Annotated in this window: 20 protein-coding genes and 2 pseudogenes; 16 read left to right on the top strand and 6 right to left on the bottom strand. The window is 53.8% G+C overall.

The window, feature by feature from the left end; all coding sequences use genetic code 11:
• The first annotated feature begins 20 nt into the window (after nt 1-20).
• From rhaD to rhaM, 5 genes and pseudogenes are all read left to right on the top strand, one after another.
• Nucleotides 21-851, top strand: a complete 831-nt coding sequence (rhaD, locus tag NL510_RS00090; RefSeq protein ID WP_253380600.1) for a rhamnulose-1-phosphate aldolase — start codon at nt 21-23, stop codon at nt 849-851.
• A gap of 82 nt (nt 852-933) precedes the next feature.
• Nucleotides 934-1137 (top strand): annotated as a pseudogene (locus NL510_RS00095) (rhamnose ABC transporter substrate-binding protein); the annotation flags it as partial.
• 259 nt (nt 1138-1396) lie between these two features.
• A pseudogene (locus NL510_RS00100) lies at nt 1397-1615 on the top strand (ABC transporter permease); the annotation flags it as partial.
• Between the two features lie 33 nt (nt 1616-1648).
• The gene (gene fucO / locus NL510_RS00105) at nt 1649-2797 is read left to right on the top strand and encodes a lactaldehyde reductase (RefSeq protein ID WP_253380602.1); all 1149 of its coding nucleotides are present in this window, start codon (nt 1649-1651) and stop codon (nt 2795-2797) included.
• Complete coding sequence (rhaM, locus tag NL510_RS00110) at nt 2794-3108, top strand: L-rhamnose mutarotase (protein ID WP_253380606.1); 315 nt, start codon at nt 2794-2796, stop codon at nt 3106-3108. Before fucO ends, rhaM begins: the two co-directional genes overlap by 4 nt.
• On the opposite strand, the gene NL510_RS00115 is transcribed toward rhaM, so the two are convergent.
• From NL510_RS00115 to NL510_RS00130, 4 genes are all read right to left on the bottom strand, one after another.
• A complete protein-coding gene (locus NL510_RS00115; protein ID WP_253380608.1) occupies nt 3096-4373 on the bottom strand; it encodes an MFS transporter in 1278 nt (425 codons plus the stop codon). The two genes, rhaM and NL510_RS00115, sit on opposite strands and share 13 nt — an antisense overlap.
• Nucleotides 4374-4417: 44 nt before the next feature.
• Nucleotides 4418-6541 carry an alpha-galactosidase gene (locus NL510_RS00120; RefSeq protein WP_253380610.1) on the bottom strand — a complete coding sequence of 708 codons (2124 nt, stop codon included), beginning with the start codon at nt 6539-6541 and terminating at the stop codon, nt 4418-4420.
• 103 nt (nt 6542-6644) lie between these two features.
• Nucleotides 6645-7640, bottom strand: a complete 996-nt coding sequence (locus NL510_RS00125; protein ID WP_253380612.1) for a LacI family DNA-binding transcriptional regulator — start codon at nt 7638-7640, stop codon at nt 6645-6647.
• A 17-nt stretch (nt 7641-7657) separates the two neighbouring features.
• Entirely contained in the window at nt 7658-8206 is a 549-nt protein-coding gene (locus NL510_RS00130) for a helix-turn-helix domain-containing protein (protein ID WP_253380614.1), read from the bottom strand.
• A 101-nt stretch (nt 8207-8307) separates the two neighbouring features.
• On the opposite strand from NL510_RS00130, the gene NL510_RS00135 reads away from it, so the two are divergent.
• The 10 genes from NL510_RS00135 to NL510_RS00180 all read left to right on the top strand — a co-directional run bounded on the left by NL510_RS00135 (nt 8308) and on the right by NL510_RS00180 (nt 19038).
• Nucleotides 8308-8967, top strand: a complete 660-nt coding sequence (locus NL510_RS00135) for an AzlC family ABC transporter permease (protein ID WP_253380616.1) — start codon at nt 8308-8310, stop codon at nt 8965-8967.
• On the top strand, nt 8967-9290 hold the full coding sequence (locus NL510_RS00140) for an AzlD domain-containing protein (RefSeq protein WP_253380618.1): 324 nt from the start codon (nt 8967-8969) through the stop codon (nt 9288-9290). Before NL510_RS00135 ends, NL510_RS00140 begins: the two co-directional genes overlap by 1 nt.
• 151 nt (nt 9291-9441) lie before the next feature.
• The gene (locus NL510_RS00145; protein WP_253380620.1) at nt 9442-12042 is read left to right on the top strand and encodes a sigma 54-interacting transcriptional regulator; all 2601 of its coding nucleotides are present in this window, start codon (nt 9442-9444) and stop codon (nt 12040-12042) included.
• Nucleotides 12043-12212: 170 nt separating this feature from the next.
• Nucleotides 12213-12695 (top strand): PTS sugar transporter subunit IIA, encoded by a 483-nt coding sequence (locus NL510_RS00150; RefSeq protein WP_253380622.1) that lies wholly within the window; start codon nt 12213-12215, stop codon nt 12693-12695.
• On the top strand, nt 12692-13870 hold the full coding sequence (locus NL510_RS00155; protein ID WP_253380624.1) for a glycoside hydrolase family 88 protein: 1179 nt from the start codon (nt 12692-12694) through the stop codon (nt 13868-13870). The genes NL510_RS00150 and NL510_RS00155 overlap by 4 nt, the downstream gene beginning before the upstream one ends.
• A 12-nt stretch (nt 13871-13882) precedes the next feature.
• Nucleotides 13883-14368: a PTS sugar transporter subunit IIB gene (locus NL510_RS00160; RefSeq protein ID WP_253380626.1), complete on the top strand. Its 486-nt coding sequence runs from the start codon at nt 13883-13885 to the stop codon at nt 14366-14368.
• An 11-nt stretch (nt 14369-14379) separates the two neighbouring features.
• Nucleotides 14380-15180 carry a PTS mannose/fructose/sorbose/N-acetylgalactosamine transporter subunit IIC gene (locus NL510_RS00165; protein WP_253380628.1) on the top strand — a complete coding sequence of 267 codons (801 nt, stop codon included), beginning with the start codon at nt 14380-14382 and terminating at the stop codon, nt 15178-15180.
• Nucleotides 15173-16015 (top strand): PTS system mannose/fructose/sorbose family transporter subunit IID, encoded by an 843-nt coding sequence (locus NL510_RS00170; RefSeq protein ID WP_253380632.1) that lies wholly within the window; start codon nt 15173-15175, stop codon nt 16013-16015. The genes NL510_RS00165 and NL510_RS00170 overlap by 8 nt, the downstream gene beginning before the upstream one ends.
• A 339-nt stretch (nt 16016-16354) precedes the next feature.
• On the top strand, nt 16355-18220 hold the full coding sequence (locus tag NL510_RS00175; protein WP_253380634.1) for a heparinase II/III domain-containing protein: 1866 nt from the start codon (nt 16355-16357) through the stop codon (nt 18218-18220).
• Between the two features lie 14 nt (nt 18221-18234).
• On the top strand, nt 18235-19038 hold the full coding sequence (locus NL510_RS00180; RefSeq protein ID WP_253380636.1) for an oligogalacturonate-specific porin KdgM family protein: 804 nt from the start codon (nt 18235-18237) through the stop codon (nt 19036-19038).
• Between the two features lie 61 nt (nt 19039-19099).
• On the opposite strand, the gene NL510_RS00185 is transcribed toward NL510_RS00180, so the two are convergent.
• Together NL510_RS00185 and fdhD are read right to left on the bottom strand one after the other, a co-directional pair.
• On the bottom strand, nt 19100-19312 hold the full coding sequence (locus tag NL510_RS00185; protein WP_253380638.1) for a YdgH/BhsA/McbA-like domain containing protein: 213 nt from the start codon (nt 19310-19312) through the stop codon (nt 19100-19102).
• Between the two features lie 114 nt (nt 19313-19426).
• On the bottom strand, nt 19427-20263 hold the full coding sequence (gene fdhD, locus NL510_RS00190; protein ID WP_253380640.1) for a formate dehydrogenase accessory sulfurtransferase FdhD: 837 nt from the start codon (nt 20261-20263) through the stop codon (nt 19427-19429).
• A 369-nt stretch (nt 20264-20632) separates the two neighbouring features.
• Here fdhD and fdnG point away from each other — a divergent pair, with 369 nt between their 5' ends.
• Nucleotides 20633-23683, top strand: coding sequence for a formate dehydrogenase-N subunit alpha (gene fdnG / locus NL510_RS00195; RefSeq protein ID WP_253380642.1), 3051 nt, complete (start codon nt 20633-20635; stop codon nt 23681-23683).
• The last annotated feature ends 2 nt before the right edge of the window (nt 23684-23685 follow it).

Consider the following 23685-nt stretch of genomic DNA (forward strand, 5'->3'; position numbering starts at 1 on the left):
GATAACTGGAAAAGAAAATTATGCAGACCATTACCCATTCCTGGTTCGTCCAGGGCATGATCAAAGCCACCTCCGACGCCTGGCTGAAAGGCTGGGACGAGCGCAACGGCGGCAACCTGACGCTGCGCCTGGATGACGCCGATATCGAGCCGTTCGCGGCCGACTTCCACCTTAAGCCGCGCTATATCGCCCTGAGCCAGCCGATGCCGCTACTCGCTAACACGCCGTTCATCGTCACCGGTTCCGGCAAATTTTTCCGCAACGTCCAGCTTGACCCGCAGGCCAACCTCGGGGTGGTGAAAGTGGACAGCGACGGCGCGGGCTACCACATTCTGTGGGGGCTGACGGATGACGCAGTACCGACCTCTGAGCTACCAGCACACTTCCTCTCCCACTGCGAGCGCATCAAGGCGACCCACGGCAAAGACCGGGTGATCATGCACTGCCACGCGACTAACCTGATCGCCCTGACCTACGTGCTGGAAAACAGTGCGGATTTCATCACCCGCAAACTGTGGGAAGGCAGCACCGAGTGTCTGGTGGTGTTCCCGGACGGCGTAGGCATTCTGCCGTGGATGGTGCCGGGTACTGACGAAATCGGCCAGGCCACCGCAGTCGATATGCAAAAACATTCTCTGGTGCTGTGGCCGTTCCACGGCGTATTCGGCAGCGGCCCGACGCTGGATGAAACCTTTGGCCTGATCGACACTGCCGAGAAGTCGGCTGAAGTGCTGGTGAAAGTTTACGCCATGGGCGGCATGAAGCAGACCATCACCCGTGAAGAACTGATTGCGCTGGGCAAACGCTTCGGTGTCACCCCCATGCAGTCAGCGTTAGATCTGTACCTCTAAAACATCGCGCCCCGCTCACTGAGACGGGGCGAAAAAACACCTGCAATCCCTACACCTCACTCAATCTCGTGGAGTAAAAGCAATGAATAAAAAGATAAGCTTGATCCTCACCGTTGCCGCTCTGGCGTTGTCCGGTTCCGCGTTAGCAGAAGTTAAAATCGCCCTGGTGGCGAAGTCCCTGGGAAATGGATTCTTCGAGGCAGCGAACACTGGCGCACAGGAGGCAGCCAAAGAGTTAGGTGATGTAAAAGTGATTTATACCGGCCCGACCACAACGACTGCCGAAGGGCTGATGGTCGCCGAATATTCGGCGGGTGAGGCGACGGCGGAAACTATCGTCAGCGCGGCCAGCGGTGCCAAACAGGAGGCGGCATAACATGCTCAATCTCCTGTTAAAACACCGCGAAGCGCTGCTGGGGGCGGTCATTGTGCTGATGATCGCCGCCATTGGCAGCCGCGTACCGTCGTTTATTGCCCCAGGCAATCTGGTGGAGATGTTTAACGATACGTCCATTCTTATCATTCTCGCGCTCGGGCAGATGATGGTGCTGCTGGCAGTGCTTGGCGGGATCAATATCCTCGGTGGTTCCGGCAGCATGGTGGGCGTGATTATTGCCGCCTTCCTGATGGGGCTGGTGACGTTTGGCCTGAGCCTGCTCAACGTGCCCGGCATTGTGATGTCGGTGATTATCGGCTCAATGCTGATCGTAGTGATTTCGCTGCCGATCCTTACGCGGCGGGTTATGTCACGAAAACGGATTTAAATTACCCAAAAAATCATATTAAGGAGAATTATCATGAGCTTTATGTTGGCCTTGCCAAAAATCAGCCTGCACGGCACGGGCGCAATCGGCGATATGGTCAATCTGGTGGCGAACAAGCAGTGGGGTAAAGCTCTGATTGTTACCGACGGCCAGTTGGTGAAGCTGGGCCTGCTCGACAGCCTGTTTACCGCGCTGGATGCCCATCAGATGTCGTATCACCTGTTCGACGAGGTGTTTCCAAACCCGACCGAAGCGCTGGTGCAAAAAGGGTTCACGGCTTATCAGGAGGCGGAATGTGATTACGTGATTGCCTTTGGCGGCGGCAGCCCAATTGATACCGCTAAAGCGATCAAAATTCTTACCGCCAACCCGGGTCCGTCCACTGCCTACTCCGGCGTGGGTAGAGTGACCAACGCGGGCGTGCCGCTGGTTGCGATCAACACCACCGCTGGCACGGCGGCGGAGATGACCAGTAACGCGGTCATTATTGACGCCGCGCGTCAGGTGAAAGAGGTGATTATCGACCCAAACATCATCCCGGATATTGCCGTGGATGACGCCAGCGTGATGCTCAATATTCCGGCATCCGTTACCGCAGCCACCGGCATGGACGCGTTAACTCACGCCATTGAGGCTTTCGTTTCCGTAGGGGCGCACCCGCTGACCGATGCCAATGCGCTGGAAGCGATTCGCCTGATCGCCCTCTGGCTGCCAAAAGCGGTCGACGATGGTCACAGTCTTGAAGCACGGGAACAGATGGCGTTTGGTCAGTACCTGGCGGGCATGGCCTTTAACAGCGCCGGTCTGGGGTTGGTGCACGCCCTGGCGCATCAACCGGGGGCGACCCATAATCTGCCACACGGTGTGTGTAACGCCATCCTGCTGCCGATCATCGAAAACTTTAACCGTCCGAACGCCGTTGCCCGCTTTGCCCGCGTGGCGCAGGCGATGGGCGTTGATACGCGCGGCATGAGCGATGAAATCGCAAGCATGTCGGCCATCCAGGCAATTCGTGACCTGAGCACCCGCGTCGGTATTCCGTCCGGCTTCAGCCAGCTTGGCGTAACCAAAGCGGATATCGAAGGCTGGCTGGATAAAGCCCTCGCCGACCCGTGCGCACCGTGCAACCCGCGCACCGCCAGCCGCGATGACGTCCGTGAGCTGTACCTGGAGGCATTATGATCCGCAAGGCCTTTGTGATGCAGGTTAACCCGGATGCGCACGAGGAGTACCAGCGCCGCCACAACCCGATATGGCCGGAGCTGGAAGCGGTGCTGAAGGCCCACGGCGCCCACCATTACGCGATTTATCTTGATAAAGAGCGCAACCTGTTGTTCGCCACGGTGGAAATTGAGTCGCAAGCGCGCTGGGACGCGGTCGCTAATACCGAGATCTGCCAGCGCTGGTGGAAACACATGCGCGACGTCATGCCGTCGAACCCGGACAATAGCCCGGTGAGTGCGGAACTGGAAGAGGTGTTTTACCTCGCCTGATCGGTTAAGGCTGCCGCACCTGCGGCAGCCGCAATTTCCTGCCTGCTGCTCAGCGTAAACGCCGACACCGCCGTTATCGCCAGCACAAAACAGCCCAGCATCAGATAGGTCTCCTGAAAGCCGATCCGGTCATACATATTCCCGGCAAAGGCGGAGAGAAAAATTGCCGCCGACTGCTTGGCGAACTGGAAGCCAATCAGGTAGATAGTGGCCGACAGTCGCGTATCAAACACTCCAGTAATGTATTTGAACGCGCCCACCAGCAGGAACGGCACTTCCAGCGCGTGCAGCATTTTCAGGGCAATCACCTCCACCGCATTCGTGGCAAACGAGGAGCCGATAATGCGCGTCGCCATGATTAACCCGGCAATCAGTAACGTATTTTTTGCACCGATGCGGTTGATTATCCACGGCGAGCAAAACATGATTATCGCATTACATATCTCCCCCGCCGTTGTGGCAAAACCAAAAGCACGGGTCCCTTCCTGCGCAGTGGCAAAGAAGGTTTTGAAGAAGGTGGCGAACTGCTGGTCGAAGACGTCATAAACGCAGGCCACGCCAATCACGTAGAGGATAAACATCCACATTCTGCGCTGGCGGAACAGGCTAAACACGGTTTTGGCGGTGATTTGCGGCTGGTTAGCGCCTAAGGCATTCATCACCTGCGCCGTCTGATTCGGCTTCGGCTTCGCCACCACTAACAGTATCAGCAGCAGCAGCGCGGCGGCTGAACCCATCCAGAAGACATACGACGGATCGATGCCAAACAAGATCCCGCCCGTCGAGGCACACAGCCCCCAACCGAGACAGCCAAACATACGCGCCTTGCCGTATTCAAAGAAGCTGTTGCGGCTCACGCGTTCAATGTAGGCCTCAATCGCCCCGGAGCCCGCCGAGAAGACAAACCCGATATACAGACCGCCGCTCAGCGCTCCCAACCAGATGCTGGATTTCAGCAAGGGTGCGAAAACGTACAGGAAGAAGGGCGCGAACAAAAACAGCAATACCGCAATAATCCATAGCAGGTGTTTCTTCAACCCCAGTTTATCCGAGATAACCCCCAGCACCGGCTGAAAAGCAATAGCCGAGAGCGAGATGCAGGAGAAGACTATTCCGGTGTGGGTTTTGTTCAGGCCGATGATGTCCGACAGCCAGATCGGCAGGAACGGAAAGCAAGTCGCCATAATGAAGAAATAGAGAAAGAAAAACAGCCCGAAGATCCAGAAATTAGGGTTGTCTTTGTGGGTACAGGTTGTTGTGTTCATTATTTTTATCCTTAACGGCGGGCCGGTTACGCGGCCCATCACCCTTACACGCGTTCAACGCCAATCAGAATGGCGGTTTCCGGATCCAGAATCGGCAGCGCAACGCCCGCCTGCATCAGCCACTCACCGCTCGCGGTTTGCGGTGTCTCCATCCAGGCCGGGAGCGTGCGCATCGTGTGGCCGCCCTCCCCGGTGAGGCGAATATTCGGGTGATCGAGCAGCGAGATATGGTACTGCGCCCCCGCCTCCAGCCCCGGCATACGCAGCGGCATCATAAGAGTGTAATCCGCCATGGCGAGCTGGCTGACGATAAACAGCCCCTGCTTTTTATCTTCACTGACCATACCCAGCACCTGGGTGCTGGCATCGGGCATCTCCACGCGCCACTGGGTTCCGTGATGGATCACCTCGCGCCACTGCTTATGCAGCGCCGTGTAACGGCGATACCCTTCGCGCTCATGCTTATCGACAGTGAGGGGATCCAGCTCCAGCCCCATATGGCCAAACAGCGCCGTCAGGCCACGAAATTCAATGCTGTGCTGGCGGAAGGTGGCGTGGCATTTATGATGACCGATATGCGCGCCCATGACTTCCGGCGGGAAGAAATAGCTCATGCCGCGCTGGATGGTGCTGCGCTCCAGCGCATCGTTGTTATCAGACGCCCAGAAGCGATGGCTGCGGGTCAGCACGTCGTAATCGATTCGTCCGCCACCGGACGAGCAGGATTCAAACTCAATATGCGGAAAACGCTCGCCCAGCACGTCTAACAAGCGATAAAACCGATGCGTTTGTGCATCCGCCGCAGCTTTGCCACGGTGGCCGGGTTGCACCAGCTCACGGTTCATGTCCCACTTTACGTAATCGATCGCATGCTCGCCTAACAGCCAGCTCATGCGCTCGACCAGATAATTAAAAACTTGCGGAATGTTGAGATTGAGCACCAGCTGGTGACGCCCGGTAGCCTGCGTGTAGCCCGGCAGCGCCAGCACCCAGTCGGGATGGGCGCGATACAGATCGGAATCCGGATTAATCATCTCTGGCTCTAGCCAGATACCAAACTCCATGCCGAGCTGTTTGACGTGATTGATCACCGGCGTCAGACCATGCGGGTATTTTTCTTCATCCAGATACCAGTCGCCCAGCGCACGGCGGTCGTCGTTGCGGCCTTTGAACCAGCCATCATCGATGATAAAGCGCTCTACGCCCAGCGCCGCCGCCTCGTCGGCCATGCGCATGATGTAGTCCGGATCGTGGTTGAAGTAGATCCCTTCCCAGGTGTTGAGATGCACCGGACGCGGTTTGTTTTCCGGAAAACGGATGATGTTGTCACGCAGGTAACGATGGAACTGCTGGCTCATGCCGTTCAGCCCCTGCGCGGAATAGCTGGCATAAAGACGCGGTGTCCACAGCGTTTCACCCTCCTCCAGGGCCATTTCGCCGGGCAGATAGAGGGCCTCAGCCTGCAGGTAGCGGCGACCGTCGGTTTTAGCCTCCGCGCGCAGGCGGTGATTACCGCTCCAGCCCAGATGCACGCCCCAGACGTCGCCGTGCATTTCGCTAAACGACGATGTACCTGCGATCAGCGCCGGGAAGTGTTCATGGGAGGTTCTGCCGCGGCGGTTTTCAATCACAAAGGCGTCATGCTCCAGCTTCACGCGATGCGGCTGGAATTCGCGGATCCAGCGTCCGTGGAAGGCCATCACCTCCCGGGCGCGCTCGGCCACCGGCAAGGTCACGGCAAAACGGTCAACCTGCCACGCCTGCGCTTTCAGGTTGGTTAGACCGTGGCGTATCACCACTACGCCGCTCGCGTCCAGCGCCAGTTCACTGGTCAGGCGCAGGCCAGCATGCGCATCTTCCGCCGTTATCGTCAGAGTGTCTTGCCGTTGCTGGACATGGGTCGTGGTGAAGACTGGCGACCCGTCCAACCCCTGACGGTGGCCCTCAATGCCCGGCGAGCCAAACAGACCGTGACCCAACTCGGCCATCAACGTTACAGGTGAGTCTACGTCCAGCCTGCCGTTGGCGACCGGACGTGAAAGCGTATGGGCATCGTGCGGGGAAAAGTACTGAAGGTGCGGTCCCCAGTAGATAATTTCGGCGAACGGGCGGGTTTTAATCACCACGTCTACATGGCTACTTTCGAGTCGTAAAATAGGATCTTGCATCAGACATCTCCTGTCATGGGATGTACTGAGTGTTGATCCGAAACGTTTCGGGTGAAAACCAAAACGTTTCGGATTTGTGATCTGGCAGTAAAAATGCGTGAGTCTACGCTGTCTGGCCCGGGGAGAAGTGTGGTTGCCAGAGCACCTGAAGTTGGGTTATATCGTCGCCCTTAATCAACTGACGTACCATATCCGCAATCTGTTTACCGACGCCCTGACGGGTCGACTGGATCACTGAGGCCACCTCGATATCGACAATGCTGTCCTGAGGTAAACCGTCATACACCACCAGCGACACGGCGTTTTCGCCCGCTAAACGCCCGAGCTGAGCCAGCGCCATGGCCGCGCCGTCGCCATGAGTATTACAGTCGGTAATGATGGCGGTTGGCGGTTGTGGCAGAGAGAGTAACTCTTTTGTCGTGGCATAACCCACACGGCGCGAAGGCGGCATTGCGCGTAGCCACTCGCAGGAAAGGCCCGCTTCCCGCAACGCGTTCAGAAAGCCCTGACGGCGCTGGGTGATGAAGGCTTGATTATTACTTTCACCGAGTAAGGCGATACGCTGGTGACCTTTTTCAATGAGCCAGCGGGCGGCCTGGTAAGTACCGGCATAGTTGTCGAAATCAAACCACGCGTACGGCTGCGGGAGTTGGCTGCGCCCGAGGGCCAGGAAGGGAAACCCGGCGGCCTGAAGCTGTTCCAGACGCGGATCGTGATCCAGCGTGTGCGCCACAATCAGCGCGTCCACGCGACGGCTTTGCACCATGCGCATATAGCTGTGTTTATCGGCCAGGTCATCATCGGCTATCAGTAGCAGATCGATTTCATGTTGCGCAAGCTGGTGGCTAATTTCGCCGACCATATCCATAAAAACGCTATTATTGAGCGGAACAGGATGCACCGGGAACACCAGACCGACGGCATCGATTTTGCCCATTTTCAAACGCCGGGCGAAGGTATTCGGCCGATAGCCACGGCGCTGGGCTTCTGCTTCCACCCGGGCGCGCGTCTCGCTTGAGACATCGTCATACCCGTTGAGGGCACGGCTGACGGTGGTAACAGACAGCCCCAGTTCTTTAGCAATGGCTTTGAGCGACATGATTTTCCGTATCCTGGTTAATTTTGTTCTGCCACCAGCAGCGCATGCGTATCAGGTTCCAGCGCCTTAAAGATATGCGGCAGATCGGCGGGATAACAAATGTAATCCCCTGCCCCCAGCTCTTCTGCGGCATCCAGCAGGCCGACCAGCGCCCGTCCTTGCGTCACGATAATATGCTCAACCGACCCGGGCGGGTGCGGCTGGGAAAGCCGGTCTGCGCCCGGTTGGGTCAACAGCAGGTAGATATCGCGTCGCGCGCCCGGCGGGCAGGCAGCCAGCAAAATCGCCTCATAGTTGGCCTGACCGGCAACCACTTTTGTCCCTTCGCCGCGGCGGATCACCTGGGTGATGGGGTGCTGAGGCTCAAGCAGCCGGGCGAAGGGGATATCCAGCGCCACACACAGCGACCACAGCGTCTCCAGACTGGGATTACCATTGCCGGATTCCAGCAGGGAAAGCGTGGATTTAGCGATCCCGGCCCGGCGGGCAATTTCCGCCAGTGAAAGCCCTGTTCGCAGACGTTCTCGCACCAGACTTTTGGCGATTACGCTAATGGGCTGCGTCATAAAAGGCCTCTTGTTCTTTTTGTCGAACTTATCGTTCGTCTTGTAAAACGATTTTGATCCGTTCATTATAATGGAAATACGTTCGATATGGCTAAAATTGTATGAAGCAGCACCTCTCCTGCCTGCAAGGCGACACTATCAAAGCAATCATCCTGGTCTGCCTGGCGGTTGGCGTCGTTGGCATGTCCTACGGCTCGCTGGCCATGGCTTACGGCTTCCCGGTTTGGGTGCCGTTTGTGCTCTCTATTACCGTGCTGGCTGGTGCGTCGGAATTTATGTTCATCGGCATCGTGGCAAGCGGTGGAAATCCGCTGGCTGCGGCTGCGGCGGGGTTACTGGTGAATGCCCGCCATGTGCCGTTTGGGGTAACGGTGCGTGAACTGGTGGGCAAGCGCGGTCTGAGCTTTTTGGGCTGCCACATTATGAACGACGAGAGCGTGGTGTTTGGCCTGTCGCAAAAAACGCCCGAGCAGCGTAAAGCGGCCTATTGGCTGTGCGGTTTGGGCGTAGCCATCATCTGGCCGCTGGGCGCGCTATTGGGTGCGATGGTCGGAAAGCTGCTGCCGGATCCGGAAACCATCGGCCTGGATGCGGTATTCCCGGCCATTCTGCTGGCGCTGGTGGTTCCTGCCTTTAAAAACCGCACCACGCTGATTCGCGCCTGTAGCGGCGCCGCCCTGTCGCTGGCAGCCGTCCCCCTTGCGCCGGTAGGGCTGCCGGTACTGCTCTCTTTGCTGGGCCTGGTCGCGAGGAAAAAATAATGGAAAACATGACCGTCTTTATTTCTGGTATTGCCCTTCTTTCTGCAGGGACGTATCTGATGCGTCTTGGCGGAGCAAAACTCGGTAACCGGCTGGCCTTATCGGAACGCGCTCAGGCAATGCTGTCGGATGCGGCAACGGTATTGCTGTTTTCCGTGGCGCTGGCGACCACCTTTTATGAAGGGGAACATTTCGCGGGTATGGCGCGGGTGCTTGGCGTGGGGTTTGCCGTGTTCCTCGCCTGGCGAAAGGTGCCGTTGATTGCGGTGATTGTGGCGGCAGCGGTGGTCACGGCGCTGCTGCGGCTGGCGGGCATACGCTAAAAAGCGCCCCGATCGCGATCACATTCTAATTAAAACAGAGTTTCACTTTAATTCATAAACGAGGAAAGTGTTAAGTGTCTAATAACAATATTAGTGTCTAGCGTCTAAATAATATCGACGCTATTTTCAACTCTATGCAGGACCTTGAGAAATGGCGTTGTCAGCGAAAGAAAAACTCTTCCACAAAATCCTCACACACTATGCACAGAGCCTCACGGGATTCACGGCACAGGACTGTTCTGGCTTTATACAGGTTAACCGCAGCGTCATCAGCCATTACCTGAACAGACTGTGTGAAGATGGCCATCTGCGTAAGGAAAATACCCGCCCGGTGCGCTTCTTCGTGCAACGCACCGGTAAACAAACGTTGTCCCCATCCACTTTAGTGTCGAAAAAGACAGACGCGTTTATAGAACTGATTGGCGCACAGGGTAGCCTTGCCGAAGCGGTGGCGCTGTGCCGCTCTGCGGTTGACTATCCCGGTGAGGGGTTGCCCATCCTGCTCTCGGGTGAAAGCGGGGTAGGCAAAAGCCATCTCGCATCGCTCATCTACGCGTACGCATTAGACCAGGGCATCATCCCCGGCAATAAACCCTTTGTTGAACTTAACTGCGCCGATTACGCCAACAATCCCGAGCTACTTTCCGCAACGCTGTTTGGCTATACCCGTGGGGCATTTACCGGTGCCGATCGTGATAAACAGGGTGCGTTTGATGAAGCGAACGGCGGTTTTTTATTCCTGGATGAAGTGCATCGCCTGTCGGCAGAGAATCAGGAAAAACTGTTCCTGTTTATGGATAAAGGCTACTTCTACCGTCTGGGAGACAACCTTACTCGTCATCCGGCGTCATTACGTTTTATCTTTGCCACCACGGAAAATATCGACACGGTACTGCTCAACACCTTCCGTCGCCGCATTCCGGTACGGGTTACGCTGCCTAATTTTATCTCCCGTCCGCTCACGGAACGCATAGCCCAGGTGAATTATTTTCTGCATCAGGAAGCCGTTGGTCTGCAGCGAGATATTCATCTGAATAATCAGTTGATGCATCAGTTGGCGACCTCACCCGTGCGAGGCAATATTGGCGAACTGAAAAACCAAATCAAGGTTATGTGCGCCAGTGCCTGGAGTGATAATCGTGAGGCTCAGACCATAACGCTACAGGGAACTTACCCGGGTGGCGAAACGCTGGTTATCTCCGCTCATCAACGCTCCACGCCCGATACCAGCGCTTTGCTACCCAAGGCGATGCGTGATGAGGTGATATTTCGCGACTTCTGCCACAGCGGAAACGTGTTACTGCTTAACCGTAAAATAGAACAGCTCCTGACGACGATTCACGGCGTTATGGCTGCTGATGCGTTGTATAGCGGCTATATCTGGCAGAATGCCATGCACGCAATAAATGAGCTGGAAAACCAGGTCGGTATTGCCTGCGGACAAGAGATCCGCAAAGCCGTGTGGCTGTGCCTCATCTACGCCCTGCATACCGAAGCGCAGGAAGACAGGGTGGAAGAGTTGCAGACCATCGCTGACTATGTGTCGGTCAAAGGCCGCCTGCTGGCAGAAGAGTGTCTCACGCTGCTGGCGAAGCATGTTGAGGATCGCCCCTTACCGCTTCTGACGCCGCTGCTGAGCTGCATTTTTTATACCCTGGCGGGTGACGATTCGCCTGTCCAGGGCATTATCGTTTCGCATGGGCGTTCCACGGCATCAAGTATTGCGGGTATCGCCAATGAGCTTACCGGAGGCTATTACTTTAAAGCGTTCGATATGCCAGGCGCCACCTCCACCCGCGAGATCATCGACCTGCTGATTGCTCATCTGTCACGCCTTAAACAGGGCGCAGGTCTGATCATTCTGGTGGATATGGGCTCATTAAAAGAGATTTATGAAGAGATAAAACTGCACCTCCACGGCGAACTACTGGTTATCAACAACGTCAGTACCGCCATGGCGCTGGATATCGCCGCAAAAATTCAGGACAAGCAGCCCATGGATGCCATTATCGACGGCACGAAGGGTGCATACGAGGTAGAGACGCGTTATTACGCAGGGATGCTGCCGGGCAATAAAATCATTATCTCCTGTATCTCTGGAGAAGGCATTTCACGCAAGCTCAAAGATATCGTCCAGCGTTATCTGGCTCAGGAGGAGATCGATATTCTCACCATGGAATATGATGATTTGAAATGGAAAATCTCCCGTGCCGACCCGGCGTTAAACGGGACGCGGCTTATCATTACGACGACTGACCTGGAAGCCGGTTACATCCCTCTGTTAAGCGTCGAACAGCTGATTAAAGAAAAGACACTGATACTCAAAAGAGACTATTTTAGCGGCCTGCTGCAGGAGGGTGGACTTGAGCCGATGATTGAAGAGGTGGTGAAACTTTTCACCGTCGAGGGGGTTGCCAGCCGCCTGAATTTCCTTAATCCGGTGGTGATCATTGACGAAGTCGAGGCGGTAATTAAGCAGTACGAGGCATTCTACAAAATTCACTTCGAAAGCTACCTGCGCATTAATCTGTTTATGCACATTGCGCTGATGATTGAACGCGTGATGGTGAATAACGGCGTTCGCCACCGTGAGGAGACGCCATTAACCCTTGAACAACAGGCGTTTGTTGCTGTTCACGACACTTTTTTCCAGGCCCTTAACCGCAAATACAACCTCACCCTGCCGCTCACCGAAGTGCTGATGATTTATGAAATCATGGAGCCATGGATAGCAAGCGATACGCTCCAGTGATCGTCCTGCCAGCTCAGGCTGGCAGACGCTTCGACACTTTGGTCCCTGCCTGATTCAACACTGAAACCAGCGTCGAAAACAAATTATTTACCTAATTAAATCATATATATACGCATTTGGCATAGTGATTGCACTGTCTCCAACAGAAACCTAAATTTAAGGAAAATGTAATGCGAGAGTTGTATATCGCAACCCATGGTCGCTATGCCGAAGGTGTGATTTCTGCGCTAAATTTGCTGGTTGGTGACGATCACGGGGTGACGCCTATTTGCGCTTACTGCGGCGAAATAGGTTCAACAGCGGACCTTGCCGTGCGCTTTGAAACCATCGCCAGACATGCCGCCAGTAAAGATAAGGAGCTGGTGCTTTTTACCGATATGCCCGGCGGCAGCGTTAATAACACCGCCGTACAAATGTTAGTGAAGCATTCGCATGTCCACGTGGTAAGCGGCGCTAACTTAATCATGCTGATGGAATTTTGTCTCTCCGGGCAGACGCAAACCGCCTCGCGCATCCAGGAGGCTATCGCTGCCGCCAGTAGCGCGATGCAATACATGAATACCGACCCGGAAATTATCGCCACGCGTCAGACGGCCAGCCCCACGGCGGCGGATGATGCCGACGATTTTTTTTCTGAAGAGGCCACGTCATGACCGTGGTGCTGGAAACACTCGATCGCCGCTATTTTGCCCCTCAACCGGGACTGGATGAGCCATGGCTGCAAAGCGCCCTGGCAGAGGTTATCGCGCAAATTGACGCCATGCTGCCGCGCTTCTCCACGACCTTTCCGGCAGCAAGCGCGATGGACGGCCGCTATCCCGACGTGAAGAAAGTCGACTGGACGGAAGGATTCTGGACGGGGATGCTGTGGCTGGCCTGGGAAGTAACTGGCGATGATAAATACCGCGTGGTTGCCGAACGCCTGCTCGATAGCTTTGAAGAGCGCCTGGATAAAAACATTAAGGTTGATACCCACGATCTCGGTTTTCTTTATTCGCTCTCCTGCGTAAACGCCTGGAGACTGACCGGTAACCCCCGCGCGCGCGGCCTGGCGCTGCGGGCTGCAGAACGGCTTTATCGCCGCTTCAATGCCAGCGCTGGCGTTATTCAGGCGTGGGGCGATCTCAATGATCCTGCGCGTCAGGGACGGATGATTATTGACTGTAATCTCAATGTACCGCTGCTGTTTTGGGCGGCCAACGAAACAGGCGAGCGAGCCTGGCGTGAGGCGGCAACGCGTCATCTGACACAGGCCGCACGCTATCTGGTGCGTGATGATGCGTCTTCTTTCCACACGTTCTATATGGATGTCCATAACGGCCAGCCGCTTCGTGGCGATACCCATCAGGGATACAGCGACAACTCATGCTGGGCACGCGGACAAGCGTGGGGGATTTACGGTTTTGCGCTGGGCTTTCGCCATACGGGCGACACCAGCCAGCCGGAACTGGCGCGTAAACTCGCTCACTATTTTCTTAACCGGCTGCCGGAAGATTACATCTGTTATTGGGATCTTATTTTCTTGCCGGAGGATAACGCCTTACGCGATACCTCTGCCGCCGCGATTGCCGCCTGTGGCCTGACCGAGCTGCTAAGTTCGCTGCCATTAACCGATCCATTGCGTCCTGCCTACAGTAATGCGATCGAGCTAATGATGCGTAACTTACGCGAACATTATTTTGTCCACGCGCAGGACGGCCTTCTGCGTGAGGGCGTGTATAACTTTGGCCGCAAGATAGGCATTAACGAACCTAACCTCTGGGGCGATTATTTTTATTTCGAAGCCCTGGTGCGCCTTTCCCGCGTATGGACCCTCTACTTTTGCTAACTGGAGCTACACATGATTTCTTTAGTACGAATTGACGATCGTTTGATCCACGGACAGGTTGCCGTCGTCTGGACCAAGCATCTGGGCGTGAACCGTATACTGGTCGCCAATGACCAGATCGTGAATAACGAAGTACAAAAAATGTCGCTGCGCATGGCGGCGCCCGATACCGCCAGGTGCGCTATTATGGCGGTAAAAGATGCAGGCGATGTACTTAACGACCCGCGCTCGGAAGCGATGAAAATTATGGTGATCGTCAATAACACCGCCGACGCCCGCCGTCTGGTCGCACAGGTTCCAGAAATAAAAACCCTGAACGTCGCTAACTTCGGGCGCATTACCGAGAACCTGGCGGCGAAAACGCGCATTAGCGATACCGTGTACGTCACGCCGGAGGATGTAATGGATTTCCACGCCATCGCCGGCCGCGGCGTTAGCGTTGAATATCAGGTCCTGCCTTCTCATCCGGTGAAAAACCTGATTGAGATGCTGGGTTAAGCGAGGTTCCCATGTTAACGTCCGCAATTCTTGTCGCGCTGGTGATGTATATCGCCAAGTTCGCCGACCACACGCTAGGCCAGCCTCTGATTGAACGTCCGCTGATCTGCGCCGCGATGGTCGGTTTCGTGCTGGGAGATTTCCAGCAAGGGATTATCATCGGCGCAACGCTTGAGCTGATTTTTCTCGGCACCATCACCATCGGCGGCTCGGTGCCTGCCGATCTGGCGGTAGGCTCGGTTCTGGCTACCGCCTTTACCATTTTGACACACGCGGAACCCGCCGTCGCGGTGGCCCTGGCGCTGCCCATCAGCCTGCTGGCGGTCTTCGTCTACCAGGTCCTGAAGCTGGTTTATACCGGGCTGGTTGAGAAATATGACGCCCTGCTGGAGGCGGGCCGGGACCGTGCCGCACTTGGCATAACGCTCGGTATGACGCTGTTTTACGGCGTACCGTTCGCGGTACTGGCCTTCTTCGGCATTCTGTTTGGCACCGACGTTATCCGTAGCCTGGTCGATAGTATCCCGGATACGGTGATGCGCGGCATGACCGCCGTCGGCGGCATTCTGCCAGCGCTAGGCTTCGCCATTTTGCTCAAAGCGTTATGGAACAAAAATATCGCCGCCTTCTTCTTTATCGGTTTTGCCATGGCTGCCTATTTGCAGTTACCGATCATGGGCATTGCCATTATTGCGGCTTCCGTAGCCATGTATTTGTGCTTAAACGAGTTCAATCAGCTTAAAGCCAACAAACAAGCAGCGACTGCCGCCCCGGCGTCAGTTGACGATAAGGATGGATTCTTCAATGACTGATATCCAACACAGCGCGGTTAGCGCGCATGATGACAGCAAGAGCGAGAAAAAGATGTTCCGTCAGCTTTTTTTCCGCCAGTTTCAGCTACTGGGTTCCATGAACTTCACCCGCATGGAGGGGCTGAGCTACGGCTGGATCCTTGCGCCGCTGCTCAAGAAAATCTACACCGGTGATCCGCACGGCTATATTGAGTCACTAAAACGCAATAGCCAGTTCTTTAATACCAACCAGCATCTTGCGCCGTTTATTATGGGCCTGACGCTATCGATGGAAAAAGAGAACGCCGCGAACCCCGGTTTTGATACGTCCAGTATTAACGGCATCAAAGTGGCCTTGATGGGCCCCTTCGCCGGGGTAGGTGATTCATTCTTTTATGGCGTATTGCGTATTATCGCCACGGGAATTGCTCTCGGCCTGGCTACGCAAGGGAATCCATTGGGGCCGCTGCTGTTTCTGCTGATTTACAACATTCCGAGCCTTCTGCTGCGCTACTACGGCGGTGTAATGGGCTACCGACTGGGCTCGAGGTATATTGCAGAGGCCACGCAGTCAGGCCTGCTTTCCTGCATCACCAAAGCATCAGCCATGATGGGCTTGATGATGGTGGGCGCTATGTGCGCCAGCATGGTGAAGTTCACTACCACCTTTAAAACCACTATTGCCGGGCAGCCATTCGTGCTGCAGGAGATCCTCGACAAAATCTGCGTCGGGCTCATTCCGCTGGTGCTGGTACTGGGCTGTCTGAAACTGTTAAATAAAAAGGTCAGCCCAAACAAGGTGCTTATTATGTTGATTGTTTTTGGCTTCGCTGCCGCAGGCGTTGGGATTATTTAACCTTTCACGAGCTCCCTTTTACGTAAGGGAGCTTTCTGAGGAATATTCACCCACAGTGACGTAAAACTGGACAACTTATCTCCTTACCCGTCTTTAAGCCAGGGACGTTAATATTATCTCCTGCCCCCGCGCCTGCTCGTAAAAAAAACCCCCATCGCACCTGATATATAAAAACAAGCGTTATTTCACATTCTGTGTCTATATTTTTTTCTGGACACTAATAAAGTGTTTACACACCTCAACAGAACGCAATTAACAATATGATAAATAAGTAATTAAACGTAGTGGCACAGTGATTGCAATGCTTGGTGACATTACTAATGTCACCAAGGATATGCCATGAAAAAATCGATAATAGGGCTGGCCCTTACCAGCGTAGTGATATCTCACTTCTCCCTGGCCTCGGTACCTGAAGCCCATCAATTTCGTCCTGAAAATATATTCAATGCCAGCAATGTGGTATCGAGGCTTAATAAAGGGCACCCTCGTCTTTTGGCGAGCGCCGGCGACTTTGATGTCATCAAGCAGAAAATGAACACCGATCGGCAGATGAAATCATTAGTTTCTGAAATTATCAGAAGAGCCGATCGGAGCCTGAATAAAGAGACCATAACGTTCCGTCTCACGGGTAATGATGCATCTCCGTCGTTATTAGACACATCCAGAAAAGCCATTGACATCATATTAAATAATGCATTTGCCTGGCAAATTACCCGTGACGATAAATATGCCAAAAAAGCAGTAGATACGATGCTGGCGATAGCTGAATTTCCTGACTGGAATGCAAAATCTCGCTATCTGGATGCGGGTGAGATGATGTTTGCCCAGGCGATTGGCTATGACTGGCTTTTTTCTCAGCTCACCCCTAAGCAACAACAAATGATACGCGACTCACTCCTTACTGACGGTATCGATTGGGGTATCAAAGCCTATCAGGGACAAGATCCGCACGCATCGAGTCTTGGGTTCCCCTGGTGGGCCACTAACTGGAATGAAGTGTGTAATGGAGGAACCTTAGCAGCACTTCTGGCAACCGCAGACTTCTGGCCCGAGAAATCCGCACGCCTTCTCAACAATATTATCCCATCACTGAAAATGGGACTTGATGCATATAAACCTGACGGCGCAAGTGCAGAAGGGCCGGTTTACTGGAGTTATGGGATGACTTATCGGGTTATCGCTCAGGAAATGCTAAGCACAGCGCTAAATAGCGATTTCGGACTCTCTGACGATCCGGTCTTATCAAAAACAGCATGGTATCGTTATGCCATAGAAGGTATCACCGGAAAGGGTTTTAACTACGGCGATGGCGTTGAAGATCAGGGCTACACCCCGGCGTGGGCCTGGTTAGGTAAAAGATTTAACCAACCGACAATAATTAACGCATCCAATACTCAGATGCAACAGGCAATTCAGCGTTCTCAAACCAACAAACCCTGGGGTGAATTTGACAGATTCTTACCGCTTTATGCGTTATGGTTCCCGGAAAAACCGCCAGTCGAACCCAATCACGCGCCTGAGACATTTCTGTTTCATGGTCCATCCGAACTCTTTGTCTACAAGAAGGAAAAACCAACTTCTGTCTATTTAGGCGTAAAATCTGGAACTAACAAGGCAAACCATGCTCATCAGGACCTGGGTTCTTTTATCCTGGAATTTGATAATATTCGCTGGGCATCAGACCTGGGTAAAGACTATTACAACTTACCCGGCTATTTTGATAATCGTGTAAGACCTAAATATTACAGAGTCTCAACATTGAGTCATAACACCCTCACTTTCGATGATCGTAACCAATCACCAGAAGGAACCGCTACGCTAACAACCAATGGGGATAAAACCATCACCGTTGATTTAACCAATGCCTATCCTGAAATAGCCAATAAAATCATCCGGCAATATAAAATCCTTGACGACAGCCATATAAAAATTACTGATGAAATTGAGAAATCAAATAGCCAGCATGAATATCGCTGGGCTATGGTCACAACCGCGAATATCAGTATTGATAAAAACAAAGCAACATTAACTAAAAATGGTAAGACCTTATTTATTACTGCGGATAAAGATGCTTCATTTATTGAACTATCGACTTACCCCGGAGATAATAAACAGAAAAATAATACCGGCACGACTATGCTGGCGATTAAGCATAGGATTGCTCCTGATACCAATTATAAATTAAGCGTTACTTTTTCAAAATAAAACGGATGGTTATCATGAATAAAAATATTCATACTTTCGCTATGGCGACTTTCTTCACTTTCTGTTCACACTATTCATTTGCTGTAGACAAATCTATGACAGAGCCTGCAAGCTGTGCAATACCTACAGCTCCTGTCAAGTATGTTCCATTTTCAACTGTTCAGTTCAACTCACGAACGCAATACCGTACAGGTAGCAAAAAATTTCTACAAATGTTCCGTTTATCAGGCATTATTAAGCAACCTGATAATATTTTGAAAGGTACCTACTGGAGTTTCGAAACCGACTCTAACATGGGTAAAAATATGGATGAGTTCAGCGCAAGCTACCAGGAAATAGAAATGAACCGTTCTTTCTGGTATAAAAGTTTCTATGTTGCTCCTGGATATGTTTGGCACTGGGAGTCAGCAGGAAGCCAGGTTGACCCTTATCTGGAGCTGGGTTATCGTTGGGATCCAACATTTACCACGGCCATTCGTTATCGTTACAATTACTGGACCTATTTCAGCAAAGATGTAGATAAAAACTGGGATCGTCAGGCTGAACATCGTATCGATCTTTACATCACAAAAAACGTTACCGATAAATTTAAAATCCAGTATAACCCGACCTTTTATCAGAAAGTTGCCGACACGCAATACTATTATAAAAATGATAAGAGACACACATTACAGCACAACTTTATTATATCTTATCAGGTTAGCGATAGATTTATCCCCTATACCGAACTGGGTTATCTTGATAAAACCAAAAATGATAAGGGTGATAAAGTTAGCGAGTATCAAATAAGATTAGGATTTCGCTACAACCTGAACTAATGCGTTACTTCTGATACGAAAAAAGCGCCCTCGGGGCGCTCTTTCAACAGTAGCTTTACGCTTATTTATTCAGTTCCGCCGTCATGTGTACGCGGTTACCGGTAAACGCTTCGGTAATTTTGTAAGATGATGCGCCTGCGGCCTGGGCTTGAGCGGCGATCTGCGCTTCAGCTCCGTCGATAGTCATGGCCGTAGCGGTGACGGTTTCAGCAGCAAAAGAACCGAAAGAGGCAGCCAGAGCAATTACAGCGACAAAAGTTTTGATGTTTTTCATGAGATAAATCCTTTCGTTAAGTTGTTTAGGTAAGGCACCGTGCCTTGATGAGACAAATACTAACCCTCATCACCCTCAACGAAAAGCGGAAGGATTTGCTATTCTTTGTCAAAATCATTGATTAACAATCAAACGCTGCGGATGGGTATAGATTGTTGCCCTGCCGGGTTTGCAAAATCCCACCAGTGTGAGGTTGCAACGCTCGGCCACCTCAACCGCGAGCGTCGTTGCCGCCGACACCGCAAACAGAATTTCGATACCGCACATGGCGGATTTCTGCACCATCTCATAGCTGGCCCGGCTGGACACCAGCGCCGCTCCTTGCTGCCAGGTTTCGTTTTCCCGGACACGGCGTCCGAGCAGTTTATCCAGTGCCACGTGGCGGCCAACGTCTTCATGTCCCCCGGCAATCTCTCCTGACGGCAACACCCAGGCTGCCGCGTGCGTGCAGCCGCTGAGTTGACCGACAGGTTGAACCTCGTTGAGGTGCCCCAGGGCGGTATCGAGATGCGCGAGATTAAAGGTTTGGCTAAAGGGCAGCGGGACTATCGGTTTGCCAATATCGTTAAGCTGCTCAACGCCACAAACGCCGCAACCCGTTCGCCCGGCTAGCGCGCGACGACGCTCTTTTAACCCCATAAAGCGGCGGCTGGAGAGTTCTATCTGCACCTCAAGACCATTACAGGTCTCAACGACGTCCATGCCGTAAATCTCCTGTGGATGCTCAATAATGCCTTCCGAGAGCGAGAACCCGATGGCAAACAGCTCAAGATCTTTCGGTGACGCCATCATCACCACATGCGAGATGCCGTTATACACCAGGGCAACAGGCACTTCCTGCGCCAGAAAATCGGGCGTCGCACGGCTAATGTGGGGCGGTCTGTGTACCGACAGTTCCGCAATGCCCGCAGGCAGTGGCGACGAGTGGGTAACACGGTTTTGTTTAGACACAACGCTATTCCTGAAAAACCACGGAGGTGAGCCTGCTATTGCATCACAAAGTGCAGACCTTACGCATAGTATGGATCAATTTTTCAGCATCAAGTGTATCTACTCCGTTGGGGGAGGTGCAACCGGACACAGGCTACAACCCTTTAACATGAAGGGTTAATGATGTGATCGATATCACACTTTATAATCAACACAGTGATAATACGTTCACTTTGTTTTAACGCAGCTGGAACGAGCTTACCGACATTGTGGTATTCTGGTGCTATCCCCCGGAGAAATGAGGGGTTAACGCAAATTTTCTCCTTTGTGGTCATAAATGCCGCGAAGTTAAAACTACATATATAAGCAATGTCGAACAAGGAGTGACCCATGCAGGTCAGCAGAAGGCAGTTCTTTAAGATCTGCGCTGGCGGTATGGCAGGCACCACGGCGGCGGCACTGGGCTTTGCGCCCGGCGTAGCGCTGGCGGAGACGCGGCAGTACAAACTGCTGCGTACCCGTGAAACCCGTAATACCTGTACGTACTGCTCCGTCGGCTGTGGGCTGTTGATGTATAGCCTCGGTGACGGTGCAAAAAATGCCAAAGCGTCTATTTTTCACATCGAAGGCGACCCGGATCACCCGGTCAACCGCGGGGCGCTGTGCCCAAAAGGGGCAGGTCTGGTGGACTTTATCCACTCGGAAAGCCGCCTGAAATTCCCGGAGTATCGCGCGCCAGGTTCTGATAAATGGCAGCAAATCAGCTGGGAAGAGGCATTCGACCGTATCGCGAAACTGATCAAAGAAGACCGCGACGCCAACTTTATTGATAAAAATGCTGACGGCGTGACGGTTAACCGCTGGCTCTCTACCGGCATGCTGTGCGCCTCCGCCTCCAGCAACGAAACCGGTTATTTAACCCAGAAATTTACGCGCGCACTCGGTATGCTCGCGGTCGACAACCAGGCGCGTGTCTGACACGGACCAACGGTAGCAAGTCTTGCTCCAACATTTGGTCGCGGTGCGATGACCAACCACTGGGTCGACATCAAAAACGCTAATCTCATCGTGGTGATGGGCGGTAACGCCGCTGAAGCGCACCCTGTCGGGTTCCGCTGGGCGATGGAAGCCAAGATCCACAACGGTGCTAAACTGATTGTGATCGATCCCCGCTTTACGCGTACTGCGTCAGTGGCGGATTTCTACACCCCTATTCGTTCAGGTACTGACATCACTTTCCTGTCAGGCGTATTGCTGTACCTGATGACCAACGAAAAATACAACCGCGAATACACCGAAGCCTATACCAACGCCAGCCTGATCGTGCGTGAGGATTATCACTTCGAAGATGGCCTGTTCAGCGGTTACGACGCCGAAAAACGCAAATACGATAAGACCAGCTGGAACTACGAGCTGGATGAGAACGGCTTTGCGAAACGCGATACCACCCTGCAACACCCGCGCTGCGTGTGGAACTTGCTGAAAGAGCACGTTTCCCGCTATACATCGGACGTTGTCGAAAATATCTGTGGGACGCCGAAGGCTGACTTCCTGAAGGTGTGTGAGCTTATCGCCGAAACCAGCGCCAAAGACAAAACCGCGTCGTTCCTGTACGCGCTCGGTTGGACGCAGCACTCCGTCGGTGCGCAGAACATCCGTACCATGGCGATGGTTCAGCTCCTGCTCGGCAACATGGGGATGGCAGGCGGCGGCGTGAACGCCCTGCGCGGCCACTCCAATATTCAGGGTCTGACCGACCTCGGGCTGCTGTCGCAAAGCCTGACGGGTTATATGAACCTGCCAGGCGAGAAACAGACCGACCTGCAAACCTACCTGACGGCCAGCACGCCAAAACCGCTGCTCGAAGGCCAGGTGAACTACTGGAGCAACTATCCGAAGTTCTTCGTCTCGATGATGAAAGCCTTCTATGGCGACAAGGCGACGGCTGAAAATAGCTGGGGCTTTGACTGGCTGCCGAAGTGGGACAAAGGTTACGACGTTCTGCAGTACTTCGAGATGATGCACCAGGGTCAGGTCAACGGCTATATCTGCCAGGGCTTTAACCCGGTTGCGTCGTTCCCGAACAAGAACAAGGTTGTGGCGTCGCTGTCGAAACTGAAGTTCCTGGTGACCATTGACCCGCTCAATACCGAGACCTCGACCTTCTGGCAGAACCACGGTGAATCGAACGACGTCGATCCGTCGACGATTCAGACCGAAGTGTTCCGTCTGCCGTCCACCTGCTTCGCGGAAGAGAACGGTTCTATTGTTAACTCCGGTCGCTGGCTGCAGTGGCACTGGAAAGGCGCGGACGCCCCGGGTATCGCCCTTAACGACGGCGAGATCCTGGCCGGTATCTTCTTACGCCTGCGTAAGATGTACGCCTCTGAAGGCGGTGCCAACCCTGAACCGGTTCTGAACATGACCTGGAACTACTCGACGCCGGAAAATCCATCCCCGGAAGAGGTGGCGATGGAGAGCAACGGTAAGGCGCTTGCGGACGTTATCGACCCGGCGACCGGTGCGGTTCTGGCGAAGAAAGGCGACCAGCTCAGCACCTTCGCGCACCTGCGTGATGACGGTACGACGTCAAGCGGCTGCTGGATTTTTGCCGGTAGCTGGACGCCGAAAGGCAACCAGATGGCCAACCGCGATAACGCCGACCCGTCCGGTCTGGGGAATACGCTGGGCTGGGCATGGGCATGGCCGCTGAACCGCCGCATCCTCTACAACCGTGCCTCCGCTGACCCGCAGGGCAACCCGTGGGATCCGAAGCGTCAGCTTCTGAAGTGGGACGGCGCGAAATGGGGCGGCGTGGATATTCCGGACTACAGCACTGCCGCACCGGGCAGCGACGTTGGGCCGTTTATCATGCAGCCTGAAGGAATGGGACGTCTGTTTGCTATTGATAAGATGGCGGAAGGGCCGTTCCCGGAACACTACGAGCCGTTTGAAACGCCGCTGGGAACTAACCCGCTGCACCCGAACGTGGTCTCTAACCCGGCAGCCCGCATCTTTAAAGGCGATTTTGACGCGCTGGGTAAAAAGGACAAGTTCCCGTACGTGGGTACTACCTACCGTCTGACCGAGCACTTCCACTACTGGACCAAGCACGCGCTGCTTAACGCCATCGCGCAGCCGGAACAGTTTGTGGAGATCGGCGAGAAGCTGGCGAACAAGCTCGGCATTGCCCATGGCGATACCGTGAAGGTCTCTTCCAACCGTGGCTACATCAAAGCCAAAGCGGTAGTGACCAAGCGTATTCGTACGCTAAACGTTCACGGTCAGCAGGTGGATACCATCGGTATTCCGATTCACTGGGGCTATGAAGGCGTGGCGAAGAAAGGGTTCATTGCGAACACCCTGACGCCATTCGTCGGTGATGCGAATACGCAGACGCCGGAATTCAAGGCCTTCCTCGTGAACGTGGAAAAGGTGTAACG

It is taken from the genome of unidentified bacterial endosymbiont (assembly GCF_918797525.1).
In the GTDB taxonomy this organism is placed as follows: Bacteria; Pseudomonadota; Gammaproteobacteria; order Enterobacterales; family Enterobacteriaceae; genus Enterobacter.

Bases quoted from the DNA above. Each gene is read 5' to 3' on its own strand.
- rhaD (WP_253380600.1), top strand. From the start codon at position 21: ATGCAGACCATTACCCATTCCTGGTTCGTCCAGGGCATGATCAAAGCC.
- fucO (WP_253380602.1), top strand. From the start codon at position 1,649: ATGAGCTTTATGTTGGCCTTGCCAAAAATCAGCCTGCACGGCACGGGC.
- rhaM (WP_253380606.1), top strand. From the start codon at position 2,794: ATGATCCGCAAGGCCTTTGTGATGCAGGTTAACCCGGATGCGCACGAG.
- NL510_RS00115 (WP_253380608.1), bottom strand. From the start codon at position 4,373: ATGAACACAACAACCTGTACCCACAAAGACAACCCTAATTTCTGGATC.
- NL510_RS00120 (WP_253380610.1), bottom strand. From the start codon at position 6,541: ATGCAAGATCCTATTTTACGACTCGAAAGTAGCCATGTAGACGTGGTG.
- NL510_RS00125 (WP_253380612.1), bottom strand. From the start codon at position 7,640: ATGTCGCTCAAAGCCATTGCTAAAGAACTGGGGCTGTCTGTTACCACC.
- NL510_RS00130 (WP_253380614.1), bottom strand. From the start codon at position 8,206: ATGACGCAGCCCATTAGCGTAATCGCCAAAAGTCTGGTGCGAGAACGT.
- NL510_RS00135 (WP_253380616.1), top strand. From the start codon at position 8,308: ATGAAGCAGCACCTCTCCTGCCTGCAAGGCGACACTATCAAAGCAATC.
- NL510_RS00140 (WP_253380618.1), top strand. From the start codon at position 8,967: ATGGAAAACATGACCGTCTTTATTTCTGGTATTGCCCTTCTTTCTGCA.
- NL510_RS00145 (WP_253380620.1), top strand. From the start codon at position 9,442: ATGGCGTTGTCAGCGAAAGAAAAACTCTTCCACAAAATCCTCACACAC.
- NL510_RS00150 (WP_253380622.1), top strand. From the start codon at position 12,213: ATGCGAGAGTTGTATATCGCAACCCATGGTCGCTATGCCGAAGGTGTG.
- NL510_RS00155 (WP_253380624.1), top strand. From the start codon at position 12,692: ATGACCGTGGTGCTGGAAACACTCGATCGCCGCTATTTTGCCCCTCAA.
- NL510_RS00160 (WP_253380626.1), top strand. From the start codon at position 13,883: ATGATTTCTTTAGTACGAATTGACGATCGTTTGATCCACGGACAGGTT.
- NL510_RS00165 (WP_253380628.1), top strand. From the start codon at position 14,380: ATGTTAACGTCCGCAATTCTTGTCGCGCTGGTGATGTATATCGCCAAG.
- NL510_RS00170 (WP_253380632.1), top strand. From the start codon at position 15,173: ATGACTGATATCCAACACAGCGCGGTTAGCGCGCATGATGACAGCAAG.
- NL510_RS00175 (WP_253380634.1), top strand. From the start codon at position 16,355: ATGAAAAAATCGATAATAGGGCTGGCCCTTACCAGCGTAGTGATATCT.
- NL510_RS00180 (WP_253380636.1), top strand. From the start codon at position 18,235: ATGAATAAAAATATTCATACTTTCGCTATGGCGACTTTCTTCACTTTC.
- NL510_RS00185 (WP_253380638.1), bottom strand. From the start codon at position 19,312: ATGAAAAACATCAAAACTTTTGTCGCTGTAATTGCTCTGGCTGCCTCT.